This is a genomic window from Xanthomonas hortorum, assembly GCF_040279205.1.
Lineage (GTDB): Bacteria > Pseudomonadota > Gammaproteobacteria > Xanthomonadales > Xanthomonadaceae > Xanthomonas > Xanthomonas hortorum_F.
Window position 1 is genome coordinate 18,449 of record NZ_JBEOLS010000040.1, and the last position, 22,452, is coordinate 40,900.

18 protein-coding genes and 1 pseudogene are annotated in these 22,452 nt (G+C 66.4%); 6 read left to right on the plus strand and 13 right to left on the minus strand.

Annotated elements, in window-relative coordinates:
- Positions 1-311 precede the first annotated feature (311 nt).
- The 3 genes and pseudogenes from ABS769_RS15140 to ABS769_RS15150 form a co-directional block, all read left to right on the plus strand.
- Complete coding sequence (locus tag ABS769_RS15140; protein ID WP_317062198.1) at positions 312-4,295, plus strand: amino acid adenylation domain-containing protein; 3,984 nt, start codon at positions 312-314, stop codon at positions 4,293-4,295.
- Positions 4,288-5,625, plus strand: a complete 1,338-nt coding sequence (locus ABS769_RS15145) for a glycosyltransferase (protein ID WP_317062197.1) — start codon at positions 4,288-4,290, stop codon at positions 5,623-5,625. The genes ABS769_RS15140 and ABS769_RS15145 overlap by 8 nt, the downstream gene beginning before the upstream one ends.
- 208 nt (positions 5,626-5,833) lie before the next feature.
- Positions 5,834-6,922: pseudogene (locus tag ABS769_RS15150) on the plus strand (acyltransferase family protein); the annotation flags it as partial.
- A 203-nt stretch (positions 6,923-7,125) separates the two neighbouring features.
- Here ABS769_RS15150 and ABS769_RS15155 read toward each other — a convergent pair.
- The 4 genes from ABS769_RS15155 to radC form a co-directional block, all read right to left on the minus strand.
- Entirely contained in the window at positions 7,126-7,881 is a 756-nt protein-coding gene (locus ABS769_RS15155; RefSeq protein WP_104550220.1) for an SDR family NAD(P)-dependent oxidoreductase, read from the minus strand.
- A 162-nt stretch (positions 7,882-8,043) separates the two neighbouring features.
- Positions 8,044-8,943 (minus strand): SPOR domain-containing protein, encoded by a 900-nt coding sequence (locus tag ABS769_RS15160; protein WP_317062196.1) that lies wholly within the window; start codon positions 8,941-8,943, stop codon positions 8,044-8,046.
- Positions 8,944-8,988: 45 nt separating this feature from the next.
- Positions 8,989-10,677, minus strand: coding sequence for an arginine--tRNA ligase (gene argS / locus ABS769_RS15165; RefSeq protein ID WP_317062195.1), 1,689 nt, complete (start codon positions 10,675-10,677; stop codon positions 8,989-8,991).
- Between the two features lie 86 nt (positions 10,678-10,763).
- The gene (gene radC / locus ABS769_RS15170) at positions 10,764-11,441 is read right to left on the minus strand and encodes a RadC family protein (RefSeq protein WP_043889513.1); all 678 of its coding nucleotides are present in this window, start codon (positions 11,439-11,441) and stop codon (positions 10,764-10,766) included.
- A gap of 96 nt (positions 11,442-11,537) precedes the next feature.
- Here radC and coaBC point away from each other — a divergent pair, with 96 nt between their 5' ends.
- The 3 genes from coaBC to ABS769_RS15185 are packed head-to-tail and all read left to right on the plus strand — an operon-like array spanning position 11,538 to position 15,622.
- Positions 11,538-12,797, plus strand: a complete 1,260-nt coding sequence (gene coaBC / locus ABS769_RS15175) for a bifunctional phosphopantothenoylcysteine decarboxylase/phosphopantothenate--cysteine ligase CoaBC (protein ID WP_317062194.1) — start codon at positions 11,538-11,540, stop codon at positions 12,795-12,797.
- Positions 12,794-13,261 carry a dUTP diphosphatase gene (gene dut, locus ABS769_RS15180; protein ID WP_006448981.1) on the plus strand — a complete coding sequence of 156 codons (468 nt, stop codon included), beginning with the start codon at positions 12,794-12,796 and terminating at the stop codon, positions 13,259-13,261. The genes coaBC and dut overlap by 4 nt, the downstream gene beginning before the upstream one ends.
- Before the next feature lie 12 nt (positions 13,262-13,273).
- Positions 13,274-15,622: a phosphomannomutase/phosphoglucomutase gene (locus ABS769_RS15185; RefSeq protein ID WP_317062193.1), complete on the plus strand. Its 2,349-nt coding sequence runs from the start codon at positions 13,274-13,276 to the stop codon at positions 15,620-15,622.
- Positions 15,623-15,773: 151 nt separating this feature from the next.
- Here the strand turns inward: ABS769_RS15185 and ABS769_RS15190 are convergent, their stop codons facing one another.
- From ABS769_RS15190 to pyrE, 9 genes are all read right to left on the minus strand, one after another.
- Positions 15,774-16,307: a hypothetical protein gene (locus ABS769_RS15190; protein ID WP_317062192.1), complete on the minus strand. Its 534-nt coding sequence runs from the start codon at positions 16,305-16,307 to the stop codon at positions 15,774-15,776.
- Between the two features lie 248 nt (positions 16,308-16,555).
- Positions 16,556-16,897: a lipid-A-disaccharide synthase N-terminal domain-containing protein gene (locus tag ABS769_RS15195; protein WP_039816706.1), complete on the minus strand. Its 342-nt coding sequence runs from the start codon at positions 16,895-16,897 to the stop codon at positions 16,556-16,558.
- Positions 16,897-17,619 (minus strand): glycosyltransferase family 2 protein, encoded by a 723-nt coding sequence (locus tag ABS769_RS15200; RefSeq protein ID WP_317062191.1) that lies wholly within the window; start codon positions 17,617-17,619, stop codon positions 16,897-16,899. Before ABS769_RS15200 ends, ABS769_RS15195 begins: the two co-directional genes overlap by 1 nt.
- 134 nt (positions 17,620-17,753) lie before the next feature.
- Positions 17,754-18,719, minus strand: coding sequence for an SDR family NAD(P)-dependent oxidoreductase (locus ABS769_RS15205; protein ID WP_317062190.1), 966 nt, complete (start codon positions 18,717-18,719; stop codon positions 17,754-17,756).
- Between the two features lie 99 nt (positions 18,720-18,818).
- Positions 18,819-19,127: a helix-hairpin-helix domain-containing protein gene (locus ABS769_RS15210; protein WP_317062189.1), complete on the minus strand. Its 309-nt coding sequence runs from the start codon at positions 19,125-19,127 to the stop codon at positions 18,819-18,821.
- Positions 19,128-19,161: 34 nt separating this feature from the next.
- Positions 19,162-20,091, minus strand: a complete 930-nt coding sequence (locus ABS769_RS15215; protein ID WP_023905462.1) for a ParB/RepB/Spo0J family partition protein — start codon at positions 20,089-20,091, stop codon at positions 19,162-19,164.
- On the minus strand, positions 20,091-20,888 hold the full coding sequence (locus ABS769_RS15220) for a ParA family protein (protein ID WP_023905461.1): 798 nt from the start codon (positions 20,886-20,888) through the stop codon (positions 20,091-20,093). Before ABS769_RS15220 ends, ABS769_RS15215 begins: the two co-directional genes overlap by 1 nt.
- Before the next feature lie 115 nt (positions 20,889-21,003).
- Complete coding sequence (locus ABS769_RS15225) at positions 21,004-21,684, minus strand: hypothetical protein (protein ID WP_317062188.1); 681 nt, start codon at positions 21,682-21,684, stop codon at positions 21,004-21,006.
- Between the two features lie 22 nt (positions 21,685-21,706).
- Entirely contained in the window at positions 21,707-22,366 is a 660-nt protein-coding gene (gene pyrE, locus ABS769_RS15230) for an orotate phosphoribosyltransferase (protein WP_074056510.1), read from the minus strand.
- Positions 22,367-22,452: the final 86 nt, after the last annotated feature.

Genomic DNA, 22,452 nt, shown 5'->3' on the forward strand with positions numbered 1-22,452 from the left:
CGCGCAATTCGTGATTTTTGCACGGTTCATTGTGTTGCCCGATTGTTAGTGTTTATTAACTTGCCGGGAAGCAAGTGCTTCAAGAAAAACGCAGTTGTACGTCTTGGTGTTACCTGCGTGCCACTGCGTTGTACGTCTCCATTGTGCGTCTTTATCGAGTGTTCCAACTGCGTATCGCCGGCCTCTGCCGGTGGTCGATGGTGTTTTCTACCTAAACGTTTTTAGGCCAAGTGCTGATCCGGCGTCTTGTTGACCGCATTGCGGGCAAGACCCGTTGGGCGACTGCGCGCCACACAAGAAGGATGCACGCAATGCACGCTGACGCCTCTCCCGTGATTCCCCTGACCAAAGCGCAACGCGGCCTGTGGGTCGCCAGCAAGTTGCACACCGACAACACCTTGATGTTGTCCGAAGCGTTGGAGATGTTCGGCCCACTCGATCCGCAGCTATTGCTACGCGCCAGCATGCAGCTGACGCGCGAGTTCGACACGCTGCGGCTGTGCATCGTCGAACACGATGGCGTGCCCGGCCAGGTGATCCGTCCCGAGTACACGGCCGCCATTCCGTACTTCAATCTCAGCGAAGATCCCTCGCCACGCAATGCCGCCGAGCATTGGGTGGACGAACAAATCCGCAAGCCGGAAGATCTGCAAAACGGGCCGTTGTGGCATTGCGCGGTGTTCCGTCTTGGCGAAGATCACCATATGTGGGTGCAGTGCGTGAGCCATCTGGTGATGGATGGCTATTGCGCATCGATCATGATGCAGCGCATGGCGGTGCTCTATAACGCCTACGCTACCGATAGCGAGCCGGAACCTGCGCATTACGGCAGTGCGCTGTCGTTGAACGAACTGGAGCAGCACTACCGCGAGTCCGATCGCTTTCAGCGCGATCGTACCTACTGGATGCAACAGCTGGCCGATCTGCCGCCGCCGGCCACCTTGGCGCGGCCGGGCAATCAGCTGTCCACCGGCTTGTTGCGTGGCACCGGGCAGTTTTCGCCGCAGCAGGTGGTGCGCTTGCGTGCGCTGGGCAAGGACTATGGCGCCAGCCTGCCGCAGATGCTGATCTCGCTGATTGCCGCGTATTACTACCGCTGCACCGGTGCCGAGGATCTGGTGATCGCAATGCCGGTGACCGGCCGCATCAATGCGCGTTACCGGCAAACCGCCGGGCTGGTGGCCAACGTGATTTCGCTGCGTTTGAAGATGGATCCGCAGCAGCCGATCCATCACTTGTTCGCGCAGGTGTCCTCGGTGGTCAAGCATGCCTTGCGGCACCAGCAATACCGCTTCGAGGATGTGCGTCGCGACCTGGGCGTGTTCGGCATCGAACAGAAGTTCGCGCGGCTGGCGGTAAATATCGAGGCCTTCGATTATGCGCTGCGCTTCGGCGAGGCGTATGCAGTGCCGCACAACCTCTGCAACGGTCCGGCCGACGATCTGACCATCTTCTGCTACGAGCGTGGCGATGGCGCCGCGTTGCGCTTCGATCTGGATGCCAACCCGGCGTTGTACGACAGCGACGAGCTGGCAGAACATTGCCGCCGCCTGACCCACCTGGCCGATGCGGTACTGGCAGATCCGGAGTGCGCACTCGGCCTGATCGATGTGCTGGGTCACGACGAACGCCAGCGGCTGCTGCACACCTGGAACGACACCGCTGCGCCGCTGCCGGAGCCGAGCACGCTGTTGCACGGCATGCTGCAGCGTGCCGAGCTGATGCCGGCGGCGGTGGTGGTGCAATACGACAACCGCACGCTGGATTACGCCACGCTCTGCGAGCTCGCCTCGCGCGTCGCCGCGCAGTGGGTGGCCGACGGCGTGGGCCCGGGCGATGTGGTCGCCATCGCGTTGCCGCGCAGCGAGCAATTGCTGGTGGCCTTGCTGGCGGTGATGTGGAGCGGGGCGGCGTATCTGCCGCTGGACCCGGAAAGCCCGGCCGCGCGCAATCGGCAGATGCTCAACGATTCCGGCGCCATCGCGCTGGTCTGCGAGCCGGCGTTGTGCGAGCGCTATTTGCTCGGTGGCATGGTCTGGCTGGATCCGCGCCCGGCAGTCTTGCCGGCGGCCATCGCACCCCAGGCCACGCCGGACGGCACCGCCTACGTGCTGTACACCTCCGGCTCGACCGGCGCGCCCAAGGGCGTGGAAATCAGCCATCGCAATCTGTTCAATTTCCTGCATGCGATGGAGCATGAACTGGCATTGCGGCCGCGCGACCGCGTGCTGGCGGTCACCACCATCACCTTCGACATCGCCGGGCTGGAGTTGTATCTGCCGTTGCTGGTGGGCGCACGCGTGGTCATCGCACCGGCCGGCATCACCCACGATCCACGCAGCCTGTCGCGCCTGATCGCACACGAGCAGATCAGCGTGGTGCAGGCCACCCCGTCGTTGTGGCGCATCCTGCTGGCCAATGAAGATCTGGCACTGGACCGTATCCACGCGCTGGTGGGCGGTGAGGCCCTGGTGCCGGAGTTGGCGACGCAGTTGCTGAGCCGGGTAGGGCGCCTGACCCAGTTGTACGGGCCAACCGAGACCACCATCTGGTCGACCATCATGCCGTTGCAGCTGACCGACGCCGCAGCCCCACCCATCGGCAGGCCGCTGCTCAATACGCGCGTCTACGTGCTGGATGCGCAGCGGCAGCCGCTGCCCACCGGTGCGATCGGCGAGCTGTATATCGGCGGCGCAGGCGTGGCCAAGGGCTATCGCGGCAAGCGCCAGCTGACCAGCGAGCGCTTTGTGCGCGACCCGTTTGCCGACGACGGCAGCAGCATGTACCGCACCGGCGACCGCGTGCGTCAGCGCCGCGACGGCATGCTGGAGTTCATTGGTCGTGCGGACGCGCAATTGAAGATCCGCGGCCATCGCGTGGAGCCGGCCGAAATCGAAAACGCCTTGCTGCTGCATTCGCAGGTGGCCCAGGCGGTGGTGGTTGGCCATAGCGATGGCGACAACAACGCGTTGCAGTTGCTGGCCTATGTGGTGGGCAAGCACGGCACCATGCCGGCGACCGAGCTGCTGCGCGCGCATCTGCAGCAACGCTTGCCTGCGTCGATGATTCCCACGCTGTGGATGCCGCTGGAGGCACTACCGCTGACACCCAACGGCAAGCTGGATCGCCGCGCATTGCCGTCACCGGGCGCATTGCCGCAGCGCGCGCATGTGGCGCCACGCGATGCGCTCGAACACCAACTGGCAGCGATGTTGCAGGACGTGCTGGGCATTGAAGTGGTCGGTGTGGAAGACAACTTCTTCGAGCTCGGCGGCGACTCGCTGCGCGCGGCAGAAATGGCCGCGCGTTTCCCGCAGATGTTCGGCGTCGAACTGCCGCTGGGCACGCTGTTCCATGCGCCGACGATTGCCGGCCTGGCCGAGGTGATCAAACGCAGCGCGCAGACCCCGAACGATCCGCTCGGCGTGCTGTTGCCGTTGCGTGCGGGTACGCCGGGCACCACGCCGCTGTTCTGCATCCATCCGGTGGTCGGTCTGGGCTGGTCGTATCTCACCCTGCTCGGTCAGCTCGATCCACAGTGGCCGGTGTATGCATTGCAGTCGCCGGCGTTGAGCGACCCGCAGCATCGCCCGGAAAGCATCGAGGCGATCGCGCGCGATTACCTGGCCCGTCTGCGCAGCGTGCAGCCGCACGGGCCGTACCGGCTGATCGGCTGGTCGCTGGGCGGCTTGATCGCCCATGCCATCACTGCCGAGTTGCATGCGCTTGGCGAAGAAGTCGAGTTGCTGGCAATACTCGACAGCTACCCGCATCTGGAGCAGGCCGCATCGCTGCCGGAATCGGAAAACGTGCGTGCATCGGTGCATGCGCTGGGCCTGACGCTGGCACACGGCCAGCCGATGCCGACCACGGTGGCCGAACTGGCCAGCCTGCTATGCGATCACTACGGGTTGAACGATTTGCCCGCAGTGCGCCAGCTGCTCGAACAACGCCCCACGCTGCTGGACGACATGGGCGGTATGACCCAGCACCACCTGCAGCTGGCGCGGCGTCATCGGCCCAAGCCGCTGGACCAGGATGTGGTGTTCGTCGAAGCAAGCGTGCGCATGACCTCCGGCGGCGACGATACGGTGTGGGTGGATTACCGGCCGCAGGCCTGGCGCCCGTACGTGCGCAATCTGCACCTGCATACCTTGGACAGCGACCATCATTCGATGCTGTCGTCCACGCATTCGGCCACGCTCAGCGCGTTGCTGCACGCGGCCACTGCGAAAGCCACACAACGCGATGGCAGCATCGCCACCGCCAGCGACGGGGTGGCCGAATATGCCTGAGTCACTGCAGACGCCGGCACGTCACCGCCCGGTACTGACCGCCACCCTGGGCACGCATGGCGATGTGCGCCCGATCATCGCGCTGGGCCGCGGCCTGCAGGAGCGCGGTTATCCGGTGCGGGTGCTGACCAGCGCCAACTTCGAATCCCTGATCCGCGCCAATGGGCTGGACTTCTTTCCGCTCAGCGGCGACCACCAGAAGCTGTTGCAGGGCCATCCGAATGTCGCCGAGATGCGCGGCGGCTGGCGCGGCATCTGGGGCACCTTGCGCGCACAACTGATGGACTGGGCGCGCGACTGGGCCGAGCAGGGCCGCGCGGCCTGTGCCGATGCCGGTTTGATTCTCGGCGTTGGCAGCGCGAGCTTGCTGGCACATAGCCTGGGCCAGGCCTACGGCCTGCCGGTGGTATTCACGCAACTGCAGCCGCTGACCGCCTCGCGGCATGTGCCGTTGATGGTGATGCCCACCGTGCGTCTACCCGGGCTGGTGAGCGTGGCGCTGCATCACGCGGTGCGCTTTGCCGGCTGGCAGCTGATGCGCCCGGCGCTCAACGGCATCGTGCGCCCGGCATTGGGGTTGCCGGCGTATCCGTGGAGCGGTCCCGATCGCAGCGCGCAGCGCGTGGTGTACGGCTATAGCGAGCATCTGTGCCCGCGTCCGCCGGACTGGCCGGACCGAGCCCAGGTCGCCGGTTTCTGGCAGTTGCCGCAGCCGCAGTGGCAGCCGCCGGCCGCGCTGGAAGCGTTTCTGCAGGCCGGCCCGCCGCCGCTGTATATCGGCTTCGGCAGCATGATCAGTAGCGATGCGGCGCAGCTCACCGCCACCGTCAAGGCGGCGGTGCGTCTGACCGGTCAACGCGCGCTGCTGGCCAGCGGTTGGGGCGGGCTGGCGGCCGGGGAAGACATGTCCGACGATGCGGAGCGCTTCTTCCAGCTGGAACAGGCGCCGCACGATTGGCTGTTCCCGCGGGTGTCGGTCGCAGTGCATCACGGCGGCGCCGGCACCACCGGTGCGGCGCTGGCGGCGGGGATTCCATCGGTCGTCGTGCCGTTTGGTTACGACCAACCGTTCTGGGCGCACTGCCTGGCCCAGCGTGGCGTCGCGCCCCCGGCGCTGGTGCGGGCCGGACTGCAGCCGGAAACCTTGGCCGATGCCATCCGCCAGGCCAGCGCGCCGAGCATGCGTGCAGCGGCACGCGTGCTGGGGCAGCGCATCCGTGAGGAGGACGGGATCAGCCGGGCGGTAGATCAGCTGGAAGCATGGGGATTGCTGCAACCGGCGGTGTCGGTGGCGCCGACCGAGCGGATCGAGCAGCAGGCCGTCGCGTGATACAGGCCGTCGTGTGATGGATGACGCTGTGGGGGAACCACAGCGTCGATAGCGGATTGGCGGCGGCAATGCGGCTGGGCGTTACCGCAGGTCTCTGAGTGCGGCACGGGTGAGGTGCCGGGCGTGTTGCTGCGGCCAACGTCGATGCCGGCATCGCTGCATCGGCGTGATGCGGCACAATCGGGCTCCCTCGCCTTGCATCGTCCGCATGCGCTATCCCGCCCTCGATCTGCTGCGTGGCATCGCCATCGTCTGGGTGATGCTGTTCCATTCCTTCGTGGTCGGCGGCCTGGGGCCGGACTGGGCGTGGTTGTCCCGCTACGGCTGGATGGGCGTGGACCTGTTCTTCGTGTTGAGCGGTTTTCTGATCGGCACGCAGGTACTGCGGCCGCTGGCGCGCGGGCAAGGCCTGGACTTCAAGGCGTTCTATCTGCGCCGCGCGTTCCGCATCCTGCCGGCGTTTCTGGTGGTGCTGGCGATCTACATGGCGTGGCCGGAGTTTCGTGAGTCGCCCGGGTTGGCACCGTGGTGGATGTTCGTCAGCTTCACCCTGAACCTGTTCGTCGATTACGGCCGCGATGCCGCTTTCTCGCACGCCTGGTCGCTGTGCGTGGAAGAACATTTCTATCTGGTGTTTCCGTTGCTGGCGACGCTGTTGATGCGTCGGCCCTCGGCCGCGCGCTTTGTCGTGCTCTGCGTGCTGGTGGTGGTTGCAGGTATCGCGCTGCGTGCCGGCATCTGGTGGCACAACACCGCCCTGGACAGCGCCGGTGCCTGCCTGCAGCGCAACTGGTTTATCGAAGACATCTATTATCCGACCTGGAACCGTCTGGACGGTCTGCTGGCCGGTGTCGTGCTAGCGGTGCTCAAGATCTTCCGCCCCACGCTGTGGCAACGGCTGCAGCAGCGCGGCAACGCGGTGCTGTGTGCCGGCATGGCGATTCTGGCGCTGGCGTTGTGGCTGTTTCGCGAGCGCACCGGCCTGATCGGCAATGCGCTGGGCTGGCCGGTATTGTCGTTGGGGCTCGCCTTGCTGGTGCTCGCCGGCACCGCCACCCGCGGCGTGCTTGGCGGCCTGCGCGTGCCAGGCGCCGCATGGCTGGCGGGCATTTCCTACAGCCTGTATCTGACCCACAAGGCCGTGTTCCATCTCACCCAGGGCTGGTTCGGCCCGGCGCTGGAGGGACGTGGCGTGCTGGCATTTGCGGTGTATGGCCTGATGGCCGTGCTGGGCGGTGCGGTCTTGCACTACGCGGTGGAGCGCCCGTTCCTGCAGCTGCGCGACAAGATGCTGCGGCCAGGCCGCGGCCGTTGGCTGCCGCTGATCGCGGCTGACCGGGCATCGCAAAACGCCGCGCAATGCGCGGCGTTGTCGTCATCTCTGGCAGTGCGCCAGTTCCAGCGCCGCACCGAGCTTGGATGCTGCGCGATCTGCGCACGCGCCAATCAACACATCACCGGGTCGCGGCGCGACCGAGGCATTGGCGTTGCAGGCCATCGTTACTGCGCGTCGCGCGCCACCTGGAAACCGGCGAACGACTGCGTGACCGGCATGATTTCCAGCCGATTGATATTCAGATGCGCGGGCAGGCTGGCGACATAGAAGATCTGCTCGGCGATGTCCTCGGCGGTCATCGGGGTGGCGCCGCGGTACAGCGTGTCGGAGGCGGCCTGGTTGCCGCCGGTGCGCACCAGGGTGAATTCGGTTTCGGCCATGCCCGGTTCGATCGAGGTCACGCGCACGCCGGTGCCGTGCAGGTCTGCGCGCAGACCCAGCGAAAACTGCTGCACAAACGCCTTGGTGCCGCCGTACACGTTACCGCCGGTGTACGGGTAGGTTGCCGCCACCGAGGCGATGTTGATGATCGCGCCGCGGCGTGCGATCAGCGCCGGCAGCAGGCGGTGGGTGAGGGTGACCAGGGCGGTGACGTTGGTGTCGATCATCTGCTGCCACTGCGTCAGGTCCGCCTGCTGTGCAGGCGCGGTACCCAGCGCCAGGCCGGCGTTGTTGACCAGCACATCGATGTCGGCGAAGTCAGCCGGCAATGCGTCGATCGCTGCCGACAAGGCCTGCGCATCGCGCATGTCGAACGCGGCGGTGTGCACCTGGCCGGCGGGCAGTTCGGCGGCCAGCGCCTCCAGGCGCTCGGCGCGCCGGCCGGTGGCGATGATCTTCCAGCCGGCAGCAGCAAAACGGCGCACGGCGGCGCTGCCGAATCCGGAGGTGGCGCCAGTGATCAGAACGGTCTTGGACATGGGGATAACTCCTGCGAAGGGGGATCAGGCGAAGCAATCAGGTGTGGCGACCGTGCCGGATGCGCGTGCCGCTGCACGGCGTGCGTGCAGCCCGGCCGCACCGAGCGGCTTGCGCGCAACGACGTCGTAGCAACAGGCCGCAAGCGCGATCCGACACTGTCGCTACTGCGCCTTGATGGCGATGGCAGGCAATCCGCTGCCGGTCAGTTTCTGCTTGGCTTCGGCCAGTTCGCCGGCGCTGCCATACGGCCCCATGCGCACGCGGTAGACGGTTTTGCCGCTGATTTCGGCCGATTCCACGCGTGCGGCCAGGCCCATCATCGCCAGCTTGGCCTTGGTCGATTCGGCATCGCCGGAGGCGCCGAACGAACCGGCCTGGAGGATGTAGCGGGTGTTGTCTGTCACTGCAGGTGCAGCCGCCGTCGTTGCCGCTGCGGTCGTCGCGGCCGGTTTCGGCGCTGCAGTTGCAGGTGCGGCGGCAGCCGGCGTGGTGAGCGCTGCGGTGCTGGCCGGTGCCGGTGTCGCCGCCGGACGCGCAGGCGCAGTTTCCGCCAACGGCTTGGGCGCGCTGGAGGCGGTTTCGTTCAACGGTACCGGCACGCTGGCGGCCGGCGTGGCTGCAGCAACACGTGCTGCTGCACCTGGTGCCGGCGCGACCGGCTTGCCTTCCAGTGCCGCACGCGCACGCGCGGCTTCTTCGGCGCGCGCACTGGCCGCCAGTTCGGCATCGGACATCTGTACTTCCTTGCCGGGCAGCAAGGTGTAGAAGTCGTACTGCGTCTGCGCATCGCCGGGTTTGGCTTGCGGCTTGGGCGGTTGTGCGCTGGGCTTGGGCAGTTCGGCCGGCGTATCCACGTCGGCATCTGCCACCGGCTCGGGCTGCGCATCGGGGTTGGCGCGCGGGCCCACGCGCAGGAAGCCGTCGCCGTCCTTCTTGAACAGGTTGGGCGCTGCCAGAAAGATCACTGCCGCAATTGCAGCGCCTGCCACCAACCACACCCAACCGGGGGTGCCATTGCTGGTGTTGCGTCGCGCCTGACTCTTACCGCGTCGTGCTGCCATCTACCACTTCTCCGAATCACGTCGTTGCGGGCCATGCGGCCCGACTTACATCTTTTCTGGGGCGCTGACGCCGAGCAGTTCCAGGCCGTTGGCGAGCACCTGTTGCGTGGCGACGGCGAGGGTGAGTTTGGCGTTGCGCTCTGCGGCATCGTCCACCAGCAGTTTGGTGTTGTGATACCACGTGTGGAAGGCGTGTGCCAATTCACGCAGATACTGCGCAATCTGATACGGCTCCAGCGTCTGGCCGGCGATTTCGACCACTTCCGCATAGCGCGACAGCTCGACCATGACGTTGAGCGAATGCTCGTCATCCAGACGCGCCAGCTCGGCCAACCCATGCGCCTGCTCGTACTTGTAGCCTTTTTCCAGCGCCTGACGCAGCACGCTGCAGACGCGGGCATGCGCGTACTGCACATAGAACACCGGGTTGTCGTTGCTCTGCTGACGGGCCAGGTCGATATCGAAGGTGAGCTGCGAATCGGGCTTGCGCGCGATCAGGAACCAGCGCACCGCATCGGCGCTGGTTTCTTCGATCAGATCGCGCAGGGTGACGTAGCTGCCGGCACGCTTGGACAGCTTCACCTCTTCGCCGCCGCGCATCACCGTGACCATCTGGTGCAGCACGTATTCCGGCCAGCCCTGCGGGATGCCCAATTCCAAGGCCTGCAGGCCGGCGCGCACGCGCGTCAGCGAGCCGTGGTGGTCAGCGCCGAGCTCGGTGATCGCGCGCTCGTAGCCGCGCTGCCACTTGGTCAGGTGATAGGCCACGTCCGGCACGAAGTAGGTGTAGGTGCCGTCGGACTTGCGCATCACCCGGTCCTTGTCGTCGCCGAAGTCGGTGGACTTCAGCCACAACGCGCCGCCCTCCTCGTAGGTGTGGCCGGAAGCGATCAGCTTCTGCACGGCTTCTTCGACCTTGCCGTCCTTGTACAGCGAGCTTTCCAGGAAATAGATATCGAAATCGACGCGGAACGCGGCCAGGTCGTGGTTCTGCTCGTTACGCAGATAGGCCACCGCGAAGCGGCGGATCGCGTCGAAATCGGCAGGATCCTTGCCGCCGGTGACCAGATGGCCTTCCAGGTCGACGGTGTCGCCGGCCAGGTAGGCATTGGCGACATCGGCGATGTAGTCGCCGCGGTAGCCGTTCTCCGGCCAGCCATCGCTGTCGGGGGTGAGCCCTTGCGCGCGCGCCTGCACCGACAAGGCCAGGTTTTCGATCTGCACGCCGGCATCGTTGTAGTAGAACTCGCGCTTGACGTTCCAGCCGTTGGCATCGAGCACCCGCGCCAGGCTGTCGCCGATCGCCGCCGCGCGGCCGTGGCCGACATGCAGCGGGCCGGTCGGGTTGGCCGAGACGTACTCCACGCCCACCGAGCGGCCATTGCCGGCCAGCCCGCGGCCGTAGTCGGGGCCCTGCTTGATCACATGCGCCACTTCGCGCTGGTAGGCGGAGGGCGTCAGGTGGAAGTTGATGAAGCCCGGGCCGGCGATCTCCACCTTGGCCACATCGTCGCTGGCCGGCAGTGCGGCGACCAGCGCCTGGGCCAGCGCGCGCGGGTTGCTGCGCGCCGGCTTGGCCAGCAGCATCGCGGCATTGGTGGCGAATTCGCCGTGTTCGCGCGTCTTGGGCCGCTCGACCACAAAATCCGGCGGCAGGGTGTCGGCAGGCAGGGTGCCGTTGGCGCGCAAGGCTTCAATGCCTTGGCCGATCAGTGCGCGGAGTTGGGCTTTCACGTGGGATCTGCTTGGAACGAAACCACCGATTTTACCCGACCGCGCGCCCCCGGGTCCGGCAGACGGTTCAGGTCACCGCCGCGTTGTCATTCCAGCCAGCCGCGCTCGGCCAGCGACACCGGGCGGCCGTCGCCGATCACGAAGTGGTCGAGCAGGCGGATCTCCACCAGATCCAGTGCCTCCAGCAAACGTGTGGTAACCGCGCGATCGGCCTCGGAGGGCTCCGGGTTGCCGGACGGATGGTTGTGCCCGACGATCACGGCTGCTGCATTGTGCAGTAGCGCCCGTCGCACCACTTCGCGCGTATGGATGTCGGCGCCATCCAGCGTGCCTGTGAACAATTCCTCGAAGGCGATGGCGTGATGTTTGGTATCCAGGTACAGCACCGCGAACACCTCGTACGCCTTTGCACGTAGTCGCTGCGAAAAATAGCGGCCGACGCTGGGTGGGTCGCTGAGCGCTTCGCCGCGCTCCAGCTCGCTCATCAGGTGACGATGTGCCAGTTCCAGCGCCGCGTTGAGCTTGCAGGCCGAGGCGGGCCCAAGGCCGGGCAGGCGCGCCAGGGCCGGGGCCGGGCGATCCAGCAGCACGCGCAGCGGGCCGTGGCGGAGCAGCAGATCGCGCGCAGTGCGCACCGCGTCCTGGCCGCGCAGACCGGAACCGACAAAGATCGCCAGCAGCTCGGCATCGGATAAGGCAGTCGCCCCGCGCGCCAGAAGTTTCTCGCGCGGGCGTTCGTCGGTGGGCCAGTCGTGAATGTGCATATGGCGAGATTGCCGGTGCTCATCGCTCACGCCTATCAGGCCAGGCGGGGGCATCGGCTAATCTAGTTGTCCTTGTAACCGTAGGACGACTCCGACGTGATCGGCTCCACTCAGGCCCGCCCCCTGGACGGACAGCGCTTGCTGCTGTGCGTCGGCGGAGGCATTGCCGCTTACAAATCGCTCGAACTGGTCCGTCGCCTGCGCGACGCCGGCGCGCAGGTGCAGGTCGCCATGACCAGCGGCGCACAACAATTTGTCACCCCGCTCAGCTTCCAGGCGCTGTCCGGGCAGCCCACCCGCACCACCTTGTGGGACAGCGCCGCCGAGCAGGCGATGGGGCATATCGAACTGGCGCGTTGGGCCGATCAGGTGATCGTCGCCCCGGCCACCGCCGACCTGCTGGCGCGTCTGGCGCATGGCCTGGCCGACGACCTGGTCACCACGCTGTGCCTGGCCACCACCGCGCCGCTGACCGTGGCTCCGGCGATGAACCACCGCATGTGGCTGCATACGGCCACCCAGGCCAACGTGGCGACCCTGCGCACGCGTGGCGTGAGCGTGGTCGGCCCGGACGACGGCCCGTTGGCCGAAGGCGAATCCGGCCCCGGCCGGCTGGCCGAGCCGGCGGCGATCATCGCTGCGCTGGTCGGCACCGCCGCGCCTGCGGCCTCCAGGAGCGCAGCTGCGCCGGCCTTCGTGCCCGGTAGCGCGCAACTGGAAGGTCTACGCATCGTGATCAGTGCCGGCCCCACCTTCGAGGACCTGGACCCGGTGCGCTACGTCGGCAACCGCAGCAGTGGCAAGATGGGCTATGCCCTGGCCGCCGCGGCTGCCTACCAGGGCGCCGAGGTGGTGCTGGTCAGCGGCCCGGTGCATCAGACCACTCCGGCCGGCGTGCAACGGATCGACGTGCGCTCGGCCGCGCAGATGCGCGATGCGGTGCTGGGCGCGTTCCCGGCCGACATCTACATCGGTGCCGCCGCAGTGGCCGACTACACCCCCAAACGGGTGGTCGCGCAGAAGATCAAGAAGACCGGCGAAACGCTGACCCTGGAACTGGTGCGCACCCCGGACATCCTGGCCGAAGTCGCCGCGCAGACCGGCGCACTGAAGCTGGTGGTCGGTTTTGCCGCCGAAACGCACGACGTGGAGCACTATGCGCGTGGCAAGCTCGCCGCCAAACGGCTGGACCTGATCATCGCCAATCAGGTGGGGATCGAAGGCGGCGGCTTCGAAAGCGACAACAACGCTGCCATCGCCTATTGGCAGGGCGGCGAACGCGCCTTCCCCAGCAGCAGCAAAACCGAATTGGCCGAGCAACTGCTGGCCCTGATCGCGGAGAGATTGCAGGCATGAGCCACCCAACCCAGTCCTTGCAAGTGAAGTTGCTCGACCCGCGCTTCGGCGACCTGTGGCCGTTGCCGGCCTATGCCACCGAAGCCAGCGCAGGCATGGACCTGCGCGCTGCGCTGGAAGCGCCGATGACGCTGGAGCCCGGCGATGCGGCGCTGATCCCCAGCGGCATCGCGATTCATCTGGCCGACCCGCAGCTGTGCGCGGTGATCCTGCCGCGCTCGGGCCTGGGCCATCGCCACGGCATCGTGCTCGGCAACGGCACCGGCCTGATCGATGCCGATTACCAGGGGCCGCTGCTGATCAGCACCTGGAATCGCGGCCGTGCCGCCTTCACCATCGAGCCGGGCGACCGCATCGCACAGCTGGTGATCCTGCCGATCGTGCGCGTGGGCTTGCAAGTGGTGGATACTTTCGTCGACAGCGCGCGGGGAGCGGGTGGATTCGGCCACACCGGCGTGCGCTGACGGGGGCGTCATATGAGCAAAGCGAGCGAGCGCAGCCAGGCCGCGTCCGGCATGCGCACGAGTGGTCCGGTGTTGGGGGGCGTGTTGTTGCTGCTGGCAGCCTGGTTCGGCTGGAGCGGCTACGCGCAGTGGCGCGAAGATGCGATGACGCAGGACCTCGAGCAGGCGCGCGACCGCGCCGTGCAGGACGTCAGCCAGGCCATGGCCAAGCAGGCCAGCCAGCTCGACGCCGTGCTCAAGCAGCCGCAGGTCATCGCCGCGTTGGCCAATGGCGATGCGCTCGCCGCCGCTTCGGCCATCCGCGAGCGCTTCAAGGGCGCCGAAGATGTGCAGGTGCTGTCTGGCGATCTGACCGCCGCCTATGAAAATCCCAAGGACTTCGGCTATGCGCGGCTGAGCCTGCTCGAGTCGGCGCTGGTCGGCAAACGTGCGCAGGTGCATGTGGTGCGCGATGCCAAGCAGGTCCGCCTCGGCGTGGCGGCAGCGGTGACTTTGGGCACGCAGCCGGCCGTGGCGTATGCGCGCCTGCCGCTGTTGCGGTTGACCGGCCCGCTGGATGCGATCTTAGTGCCCGGCAGCGCCTATCTGGCATTGCGTCAGGGCAGCTACAACGTCGCCGAGCAGGGCGATGCCGGGCTGGCCGACGCCGCCGAAACGCTGGCCAGGCCGCTGGGCGACAGCGGTCTGCGCGTTGCCGCTGCCGTACGGCAGAGCGATAGCGGCCCGTTGGGTCTTGGCGCAGTTGGCTGCGCGATCGTGGCGTCGTTGTTGCTTATCATCGCCGTGCTGCTGGTACTCGCCAGCCGTGGCCGCGTCGCCTTGCCGCGCCGCCGCGTGGCAAGCGAATCGACTGCCGACGAACCTACCTTCGGTCAAAGCCTGCAGCACGATGCCAGCGTCGCCAGCCAGGCACGCGCGCTGGACCAGGACGCCGCCGCATCCGCGCCGCCCGCCCTGGTGCCGGCGGTGCAGATCGCCACCGAGATGTTCCGCGCCTATGACATCCGCGGCGTGGTCGGCAAGGACTTAAATCCTGGCGTTGCCGCGCTGATCGGTCAGGCCATCGGCAGCATGATGCAGGCCCAGGGCCTGCGCGAGGTGGTGGTCGGCCGCGACGGGCGCCTGTCGGGCCCGGAGCTTACCAACGGACTGATCGAAGGCCTGCGCCGTGCCGGCTGCAGCGTGATCGACATCGGTCTGGCACCGACGCCAGTGGTGTATTTCGGCGCCTACGAGCTTCGCGCCGGCAGCTGCGTGGCGGTGACCGGCAGCCACAATCCGCCCGACTACAACGGCTTCAAGATCGTGATCGGCGGCGAGACCCTGTCGGGCGCGGCGATCACAGACCTGCACCAGCGCATCAACCAAGGCCGCCTGCACACCGCAGCGGCGCCTGGCGAACTGGAACAGCGCGACATCAGCGATGCCTATATCCAGCGCATCGCCGACGACGTGCAGCTGGACCGCCCGATCAAGGTGGTGGTGGATGCCGGCAATGGCGTGGCCGGCGATATCGCACCGCGCTTGCTGGAGGCGATCGGCGCCGAAGTCATTCCGCTGTACTGCGATGTCGATGGCACCTTTCCCAATCATCACCCCGACCCGAGCGAGCCGCACAATCTCGACGATCTGGTGAACATGGTGCAGCGCTTCGATGCGGATATCGGCGTGGCCTTCGATGGCGATGCCGACCGTCTGGGCGTGGTCACCAAGGAAGGCGCCATCGTGTTTCCCGACCGCCTGCTGATGCTGTTCGCCGCCGACGTGCTGCAGCGCAATCCCGGCGCGCTGGTGATCTATGACGTCAAATGCACCGGCAAGCTGTCCGACTACGTGTTGCGCAATGGCGGCAGCCCGTTGATGTGGAAGACCGGGCATTCGCTGATCAAGTCCAAGATGCGCGAGACCGACGCCGAACTGGCCGGCGAGATGAGCGGGCACTTCTTTTTCAAGGAGCGCTGGTACGGTTTCGACGACGGCATCTATGCCGCCGCGCGCCTGCTGGAAATCCTGGCCCAGCGCGAGGAAACCCCGTCCGAAGTGCTGAACGCGCTACCCGAAAGCGTGTCCACGCCGGAGATCAAGGTGCCGGTCGACGGCGATGCGCATGCGCTGGTGGCGCGCTTTGTCGAACGTGCGCAGGCCAGCGAAGAATCGCCGTTCGAATCGGCGCGGCTCTCCACGATCGACGGATTGCGGGCGGACTTCGCCGACGGCTGGGGCCTGGTGCGTGCCTCCAATACCACGCCGATTCTGGTGCTGCGGTTCGAAGCCGACACCGAGGCTGCATTGAACCGGATCCGCGGGTTGTTCCGCAGCGAACTGCAGGCCTTGCTGCCAGAGCATCCGTTGGCGTTTTGAGCCACGGGTGAGTGAGCGGCGACCGCTCTGCCGGCATGGCGGCAGAGCAGGTCGTGAGCAGCAGTTGCCGATCCCGTTGCGCTCGACGCTGACAGGTGTAGAGGATCACTTGTACGTCGTGCTCGATCCCTGCAGACCCAAGCGATCACGATCACGCGCCTCCTAAACCTGCCATGCGTAAGCGATCATCCGGCGCCAGAATGGCAGCGTCGTTCCCGGCGTTGTCGTGCAACAACCAGATCGCGTCCCAATACGGATACCCACCGATCTGCTCGGCCAGTCCCGCACGCAACGGCAGCGCGACCAGCGAGCGCGCGAACTGGCGGTGATCGGCCTGCAACGGAAGTGCCGACGCCTGCATCTGCGGCTGCCACACCGTTCCGCCACGGCCACGCGCGCGATTGACCGCCTCGCCAGCCGCCTGTCGCGCGACAACAGCCATCTGCAGCAGCGCAGCCTTGCCCGGTGCCTGCAACAAGGCGCACCAACTATCCGGCAATAGTACCCAGCACAGCAGGCGCGCACCGTGCCAATGACCGGCCATCGCAAGGCTCGCTGCCGCCGCCCGTGCGCAGCGCCAGTCCGCAAACAGCGGCACGTGTTGATGCGTCTGCAAACGCAGATGCCAATGCGCCGCAGTGGGCGCTGGCATGGAGACGGGGCGATGAAGCAAGGCGCTGGACATGACCCCAGCATGTCGATGGCGTTAGCGAAGCGGCATCGGTGATGCGCGTCATCTCAGGTCGGTAACCATCGCAGCGCGGTGTACGAACTCTCGGAGATCGCGCGCCTGGCGTTATCCACTGCAAAGTAGAGCCGATGCAGCATGCTCCATCAGCTCAGTTGCGCAGCCAGCAACACCTCAAACGCCTGAAGACTTGGAGCATCAATGCCGCACTTGCGACTCCCCAATCCCGACTCCCCAATCCCCGCTCAATGCACCGCCCGATCCCGCTTCCAGCCGCGATGCTTCACATCCAGATACAGGCTGTAGAACGCGGTAAACGCCGGAAACAGGTTCTGCAGCACGCCCACCGAATCCTGCTTGGCCGAGAACACGAAATAGCTCAGCGTCATCAGGCTGCCGACCACGCTCATGTACCAGAACATGCGCGGAATCACCGGCTTGCCGGCGCGTTTTGAGGCGACGAACTGCACCAGCCAGCGGCCGCCGAACATCAGTGCGCCCACATAGCCGATCAGCTTCCAACCGGTGACATGCAGCCCGGTCCAGTACAGCCAGGTCAGCGGTTGATCCAGCCAATGCAGTTCCATCAGCGTTCCTGCACCACGGTGCGCTTGCTGCGGGTGATCAACCAGGCCACGCCACGCAGGTCGCGGATGCCGACCAGCGCGCGATTGAGGTTGTTGTACTTGGACACGCCCGCAGTGCGATGGCGATGGTGCACCGGCACGCTCACCGTGCGCCAGCCGGCGCGTTGCATCAGCGCCGGCAGATAGCGGTGCATATGGTCGAAGTAGGGCAGGTCCAGAAACGCCTCGCGCTCAAACAGCTTGATGCCGCAGCCGGTGTCGGGGGTGTTGTCGTGCAGCATGCGCGAGCGGATCGCATTGGCCCACTTGCTGGCCCAGCGCTTGGACCCCGAATCCTGGCGATTGACCCGCCAGCCGGCGAACAGCTTCACCTGTATCTCGGCGCTGGCACGCGCGGTCAGTAGTTTGGGAATGTCGGCCGGGTCGTTCTGGCCGTCGCCATCGAGCGTGGCGATCCAGCTCGCGCGCGCGGCCTTGACGCCGTTGCGCACCGCCGTGCTCTGGCCGCTCTGGGTGACGTGATGCAGCACGCGCAGTTCCGGCGTGGTGGTCTTCAGGCCTTGCAGCACCGCCAGCGTATCGTCGCGCGAGTGGTCGTCGACATAGACGATTTCGAACGCCACCAGCCCGCGCAACGCAGCGACGATTTCGCCAACCAGCGCGGCGACGTTATCGCGCTCATTGAACACCGGGACGACAACGGAAAGCTGAGGTTGGCTCATGGATTCGTGGTGGCCAGATGAAGGCCGAGCGAAAAAGATCGCGCATTGTGCCCTGACTGTCTGAGTCAGGCATGAAGCGAGCGTGCGTTGCGCGCAGTGGAGCGAATGGAAAGCGGCCTGTAGCGTGTTGGATGCTAAGCGCGAACGCCGAAATAGCGGCGGCACCAGTCCACCACCTGCGGCAAGCCACGTTCGACCGGAGTGGCCGGCTCAAAGCCGAACGCGGCCTGCGCGCGCTGCGTATCGGCCATGGTGCGGACCATGTCGCCCGGCTGCATCGGCCGGTAGACCTTTTCGGCCGGGCGGCCGGCGGCCTGCGCGATCACGTCGATAAAGTATTCCAGCTCCACCGGGGTGTGGTTGCCCAGGTTGAACACCCGATGCGGCACCGGCTCGCTGCTGGGTGTGTCCAGCGCGCCCAGCACGCCGGCCACGATGTCGTCGACGAAGGTGAAATCGCGCTGCATCTTGCCGTGGTTGAACACCTCGATCGGCCGCCCGGCCAGTACCGCGCGGCTGAAGATCAGCGGCGCCATGTCCGGCCGGCCCCACGGCCCATACACGGTGAAGAAGCGCAGGCCCGTCGCGCGCAGGCCGTACAACTGCGCGTAGGTGTAGCCCATCAGCTCATTGGCGGCCTTGGTCGCCGCATACAGCGAGCGTGGCTGGTCCACGCGCTGGTCTTCGGAGAACGGCGGGGTGGCCGAGTCGCCATACACCGAGCTGCTCGAGGCATACACCAGATGGTGCACGTCCCGATGCCGGCACAGCTCCAGCATGTTGACGAAACCGACCAGGTTGCTGTCGACGTAGGCGGATGGATTTTCCAGCGAGTAACGCACCCCGGCCTGCGCGGCCAGATGCACCACGCGCGTGGGCTGAATCTCATCGAACAACGCGGCCAGGCCATCACGGTCGGTCAGATCCAGCGTGCGGATGTCGATGTCCGGGCACAGCGCTGCCACCCGGTCGCGCTTGAGCTGCGGGTCGTAGTAGCTGTTGTAGTTGTCCAGGCCCACCACCGTCTCACCACGCGCAGCCAGCGCGCGGCAGGTGTAGGCACCGATGAAACCGGCAGCGCCGGTCACGAGAATGGTCATGGAAGTTGTCCTGGAAATTTTTAGTGGCAAAAGGGAGGCGAAAGGCGACGCTAGACCACTCCGAAGCGTTTCCTGGCGATGTTCGCTCACCCATCGCACTCACCCCATGCTGAGCGGTGCTTCGCTGGCCAGTTTGGCTTTGCGTTCGGCGCTGAAGGACCACCACGGGCCCGGCGCCTCGCCTTCCATGAAACACACGATCGACAGGAACACATCGATCACGCACGGATCGTGCAGCACACCGGTGCGCAGGCATAGCTGCGCGTACATGTCGTAGGCATCGCGGCCGCGCAGCTGCGCGGGCACACGGATGCCGATCAGACGCAGATCCTTTTCGCAGGCCGGCCCGACGTTCGGCAGGTCGGTCAGACACAGCAGATGATTGCGATCGACCCTGGCGGGATGCATAGCCGGAATGATCCTCTTGCGTCGGCGCGGGAACTCAGCTGCGCTGGGCGCGTAAACGTTCCAGCACGCCATCCAGCGTGTCCAGGTCGGTGTAATGAATCACCAGCTTGCCCTTGCCGCCGCGGCCGTGGTTGAACACCACCTTGGTGCCCAGCGACTCGGACAGCTCGGTTTCCAGCGAGGCGATGTCGGCCTGCGGTGCGGCGGCGGCGGGTTTGCCTTTGCGCAACGATCCGGGCACCTTGCCGGCGGCGAACTGCTGCGCGCGATGTTCCACCTCACGCACCGACCAACCCTGGTCGGCCGCTTCCTGCGCCAGCTTGCTGGCCAGTTCCGGCGCCAGGGTGAGCAGCGCACGCGCATGGCCCATTTCCAGACGGCGGGTTTCCAGCAGCACCCGGATCGCCACCGGCAATTCCAGCAACCGCAGCAGGTTGGACACCGACGCACGCGAGCGGCCTACCGCACCGGCGGCCTCGGCATGGGTCAGCGAAAATTCGTCTATCAGCCGCTGCAGCGCCTGCGCTTCTTCCAGCGGGTTGAGGTCTTCGCGCTGGATGTTCTCGATCAGCGCCATCGCGATGACAGTGCGGTCGTCCAGCTCGCGCACCACCACCGGCACCTCGGTCAGCCCGGCCAGTTGCGAGGCGCGCCAGCGGCGTTCGCCGGCCACGATCTCGAACTGCCCCGGCGCCAGCTCTCGCGCCACGATCGGCTGGATCACGCCCTGCGCCTTGATCGATTCAGCCAGCTCGGCCAGCTTGACCTCGTCCATCTCCTTACGCGGCTGGTACTTGCCCGGCTGCAACTGCGTGACCGGCAACTGGCGCAAGCTGTCGCCCGGCTGCAAGGCGTCTTCGCTGGCTGCGCTCGGCGCCGCTGCGGCTGCCGCGCCCTTCGGTCCCAACAGCGCTTCCAGGCCGCGGCCCAGACCACGCTTCTTTGCGGGGATCGGCTTGCTCATCAAACGGTCTCCACGGGCCGGTAGGCCTTGTTGCGATCGTTCTGGCGGCGCACGATCTCGCCGGCCAGCCCCAGGTACGCCACGCCACCGCGCGAGGTGCGGTCGTAACCGAGGATGCTCTGGCCATGGCTGGGCGCCTCGGCCAGGCGCACGTTGCGCGGCACGATGGTGCGGAACACCTTGTCGCCGAAATGCTGGGTCAACTCGGCCGACACCGCATTGGCCAGGTTGTTGCGGATGTCGAACATCGTGCGCAGCACGCCTTCGATTTCCAGCGCCGGATTGAGGTTGGCGCGCAGCGCCTCGATGGTTTCCAGCAAGGCAGTGAGTCCTTCCAGCGCGTAGTACTCGCACTGCATCGGCACGATGATCGAATCGGCCGCGGTCAACGCATTGAGCGTGAGCAGCGACAACGCCGGCGGGCAGTCGATCAGGATGAAGTCGTACTCGTCGCGGATCGGCGCCAGGGCGCGCTTGAGCCGCTGTTCGCGCTCGCTCTGATCCATCAGCTGGATCTCGGCGGCGGTCAGGTCGATGTTGCCCGGCAGCAGGTCGAAGCCTTCCGGCGCGGTCACCCGGATCTCGGCAGCGGTGTTTTCGCCCAGCAGCAGGTCGCAGGTCGAGGCGGCCACATCGCGCTTGTCGATGCCGCTACCCATGGTGGCGTTGCCCTGCGAGTCCAGATCCACCAGCAACACACGCTTGGGCGCGCGCGCCAGGCCGGCCGCCAGATTGACTGCCGTCGTGGTCTTGCCGACGCCGCCTTTCTGGTTGGCAATGGCGATGATCCGGGCCATGCGGGAGAGCCTCGTGGGCAAGGAGTAAGACCGGCCATTATGCGGGCAGGGCGTCGGATCGGGAAATGCCGCCCGCCGCAGTGCAGCGGGCGAGCGGTAATGACGGCTGAGCCAGTCAGCCGGTGGGCGAAGCGCCGGCGTGCGGCTCCTTCATGGCCCGGTAGCGCAGCAGGATGTCGGCGATTTCGCCGTCCAGTGCCACCCGTTGCTGCTCGAAACTGGTCTGCAACCGCAATTGCGCCATCAGTTCGCGATGGCGTTGCTGGATGTCGCCGGCCAGCTTGTCGGCAACTGCCTGGCCGGCCAGTTCACGATCACCGGCGGTGCGCAGCATGCTGGCTAGCCCCTCGCGCAGGCTGGTCACATTGAAGCGCGCGGTGTGGATGTTGTTGTCCACGATGGCGATGCGCTCATTGAACACCCGGCGCAGGTCGTCCTCGTTTTGGTAGGACATCAACATCGCCTGGTCGGTACGCTGGCGCATCTGCTCGGCGGCCAGATCGGCCTGGCGTTGCTGCTCGCTGGCCGCGGCGGCGGCACGCTCGTCGCTGCTCATCGCGCGCTGCACCTCGGCGCTGCGCATGCCGCTCTTGACGTTGAATTCGTCGCGCGCCTGGTTCACCGCCTCCGGCGGCAGCGTGTCGCTGCACACGCGGGCGCCGTTCTGGTTCCAGCAATACAGCTTTTTCGCGGCCGGTTTGTCCTGCGCACTGGCGGGCGCGGCGGCGATCGTTGTCGCAACGACAGCTGCCGCCGCAGCGGCGAGTAACGCCAAACGGGTGTGTATCGGCATCATCGCAGCCCCCTGTCGCCTGCCGTCAGCCTGTGGTATCGGTGCCGTAGCGGCCACGATAGGCCAGCAGCGGTTCCCGGAAGCCCACAAGGTCGGCGTTTCCTGCCGCAAAAGCAAGCAAGTCGCCCAGGTTGGCCACCGCAATCACCGGGATGCCGGCCTCGGCCGCCACCGCCTGTGCGGCCGAGCGGCGATCCTGTTCGGAGGCGATCTCCTGCCGGTCCAGCGCCACCACGATCCCAGACGGAGTGCCGCCCGCGCCGCGGATGATGCCCAAGGCCTCACGGATCGCGGTGCCGGCGGTGATCACATCGTCGACGATCAAGACCTTGCGCCCCTCAAGCGGCGCACCGATCAGGCTGCCGCCCTCGCCATGCGCCTTGGCTTCCTTGCGGTTGAACGCCATCGGCAGATCGCGCCCGCGCCCGGCATAGGCGCAGGCCAGCGCGGTCGCCAACGGGATGCCCTTGTAGGCCGGCCCGAACAACAGATCGAATTCCACCCCCGCCGCATCGATCGCATCGGCATAGCACTGCGCCAGCTGCGCAGTCTTGGCGCCCGAATCGAAGCGACCGGCATTGAAGAAATACGGGCTGAGCCGTCCGGACTTGAGCGTGAACTCGCCAAAGCGTAGGGCATCGGCGCCCAGGGCCAGCTGCAGGAAACGGGTGCGGTGGTCGGTCATGGTGACGAGATTGGGGAGTGGGGATTCGGGATTGGAAAGCATAGCCGGTCGCGCCTTGCGGCATCCGCTGATGCGGTACGCTTTCC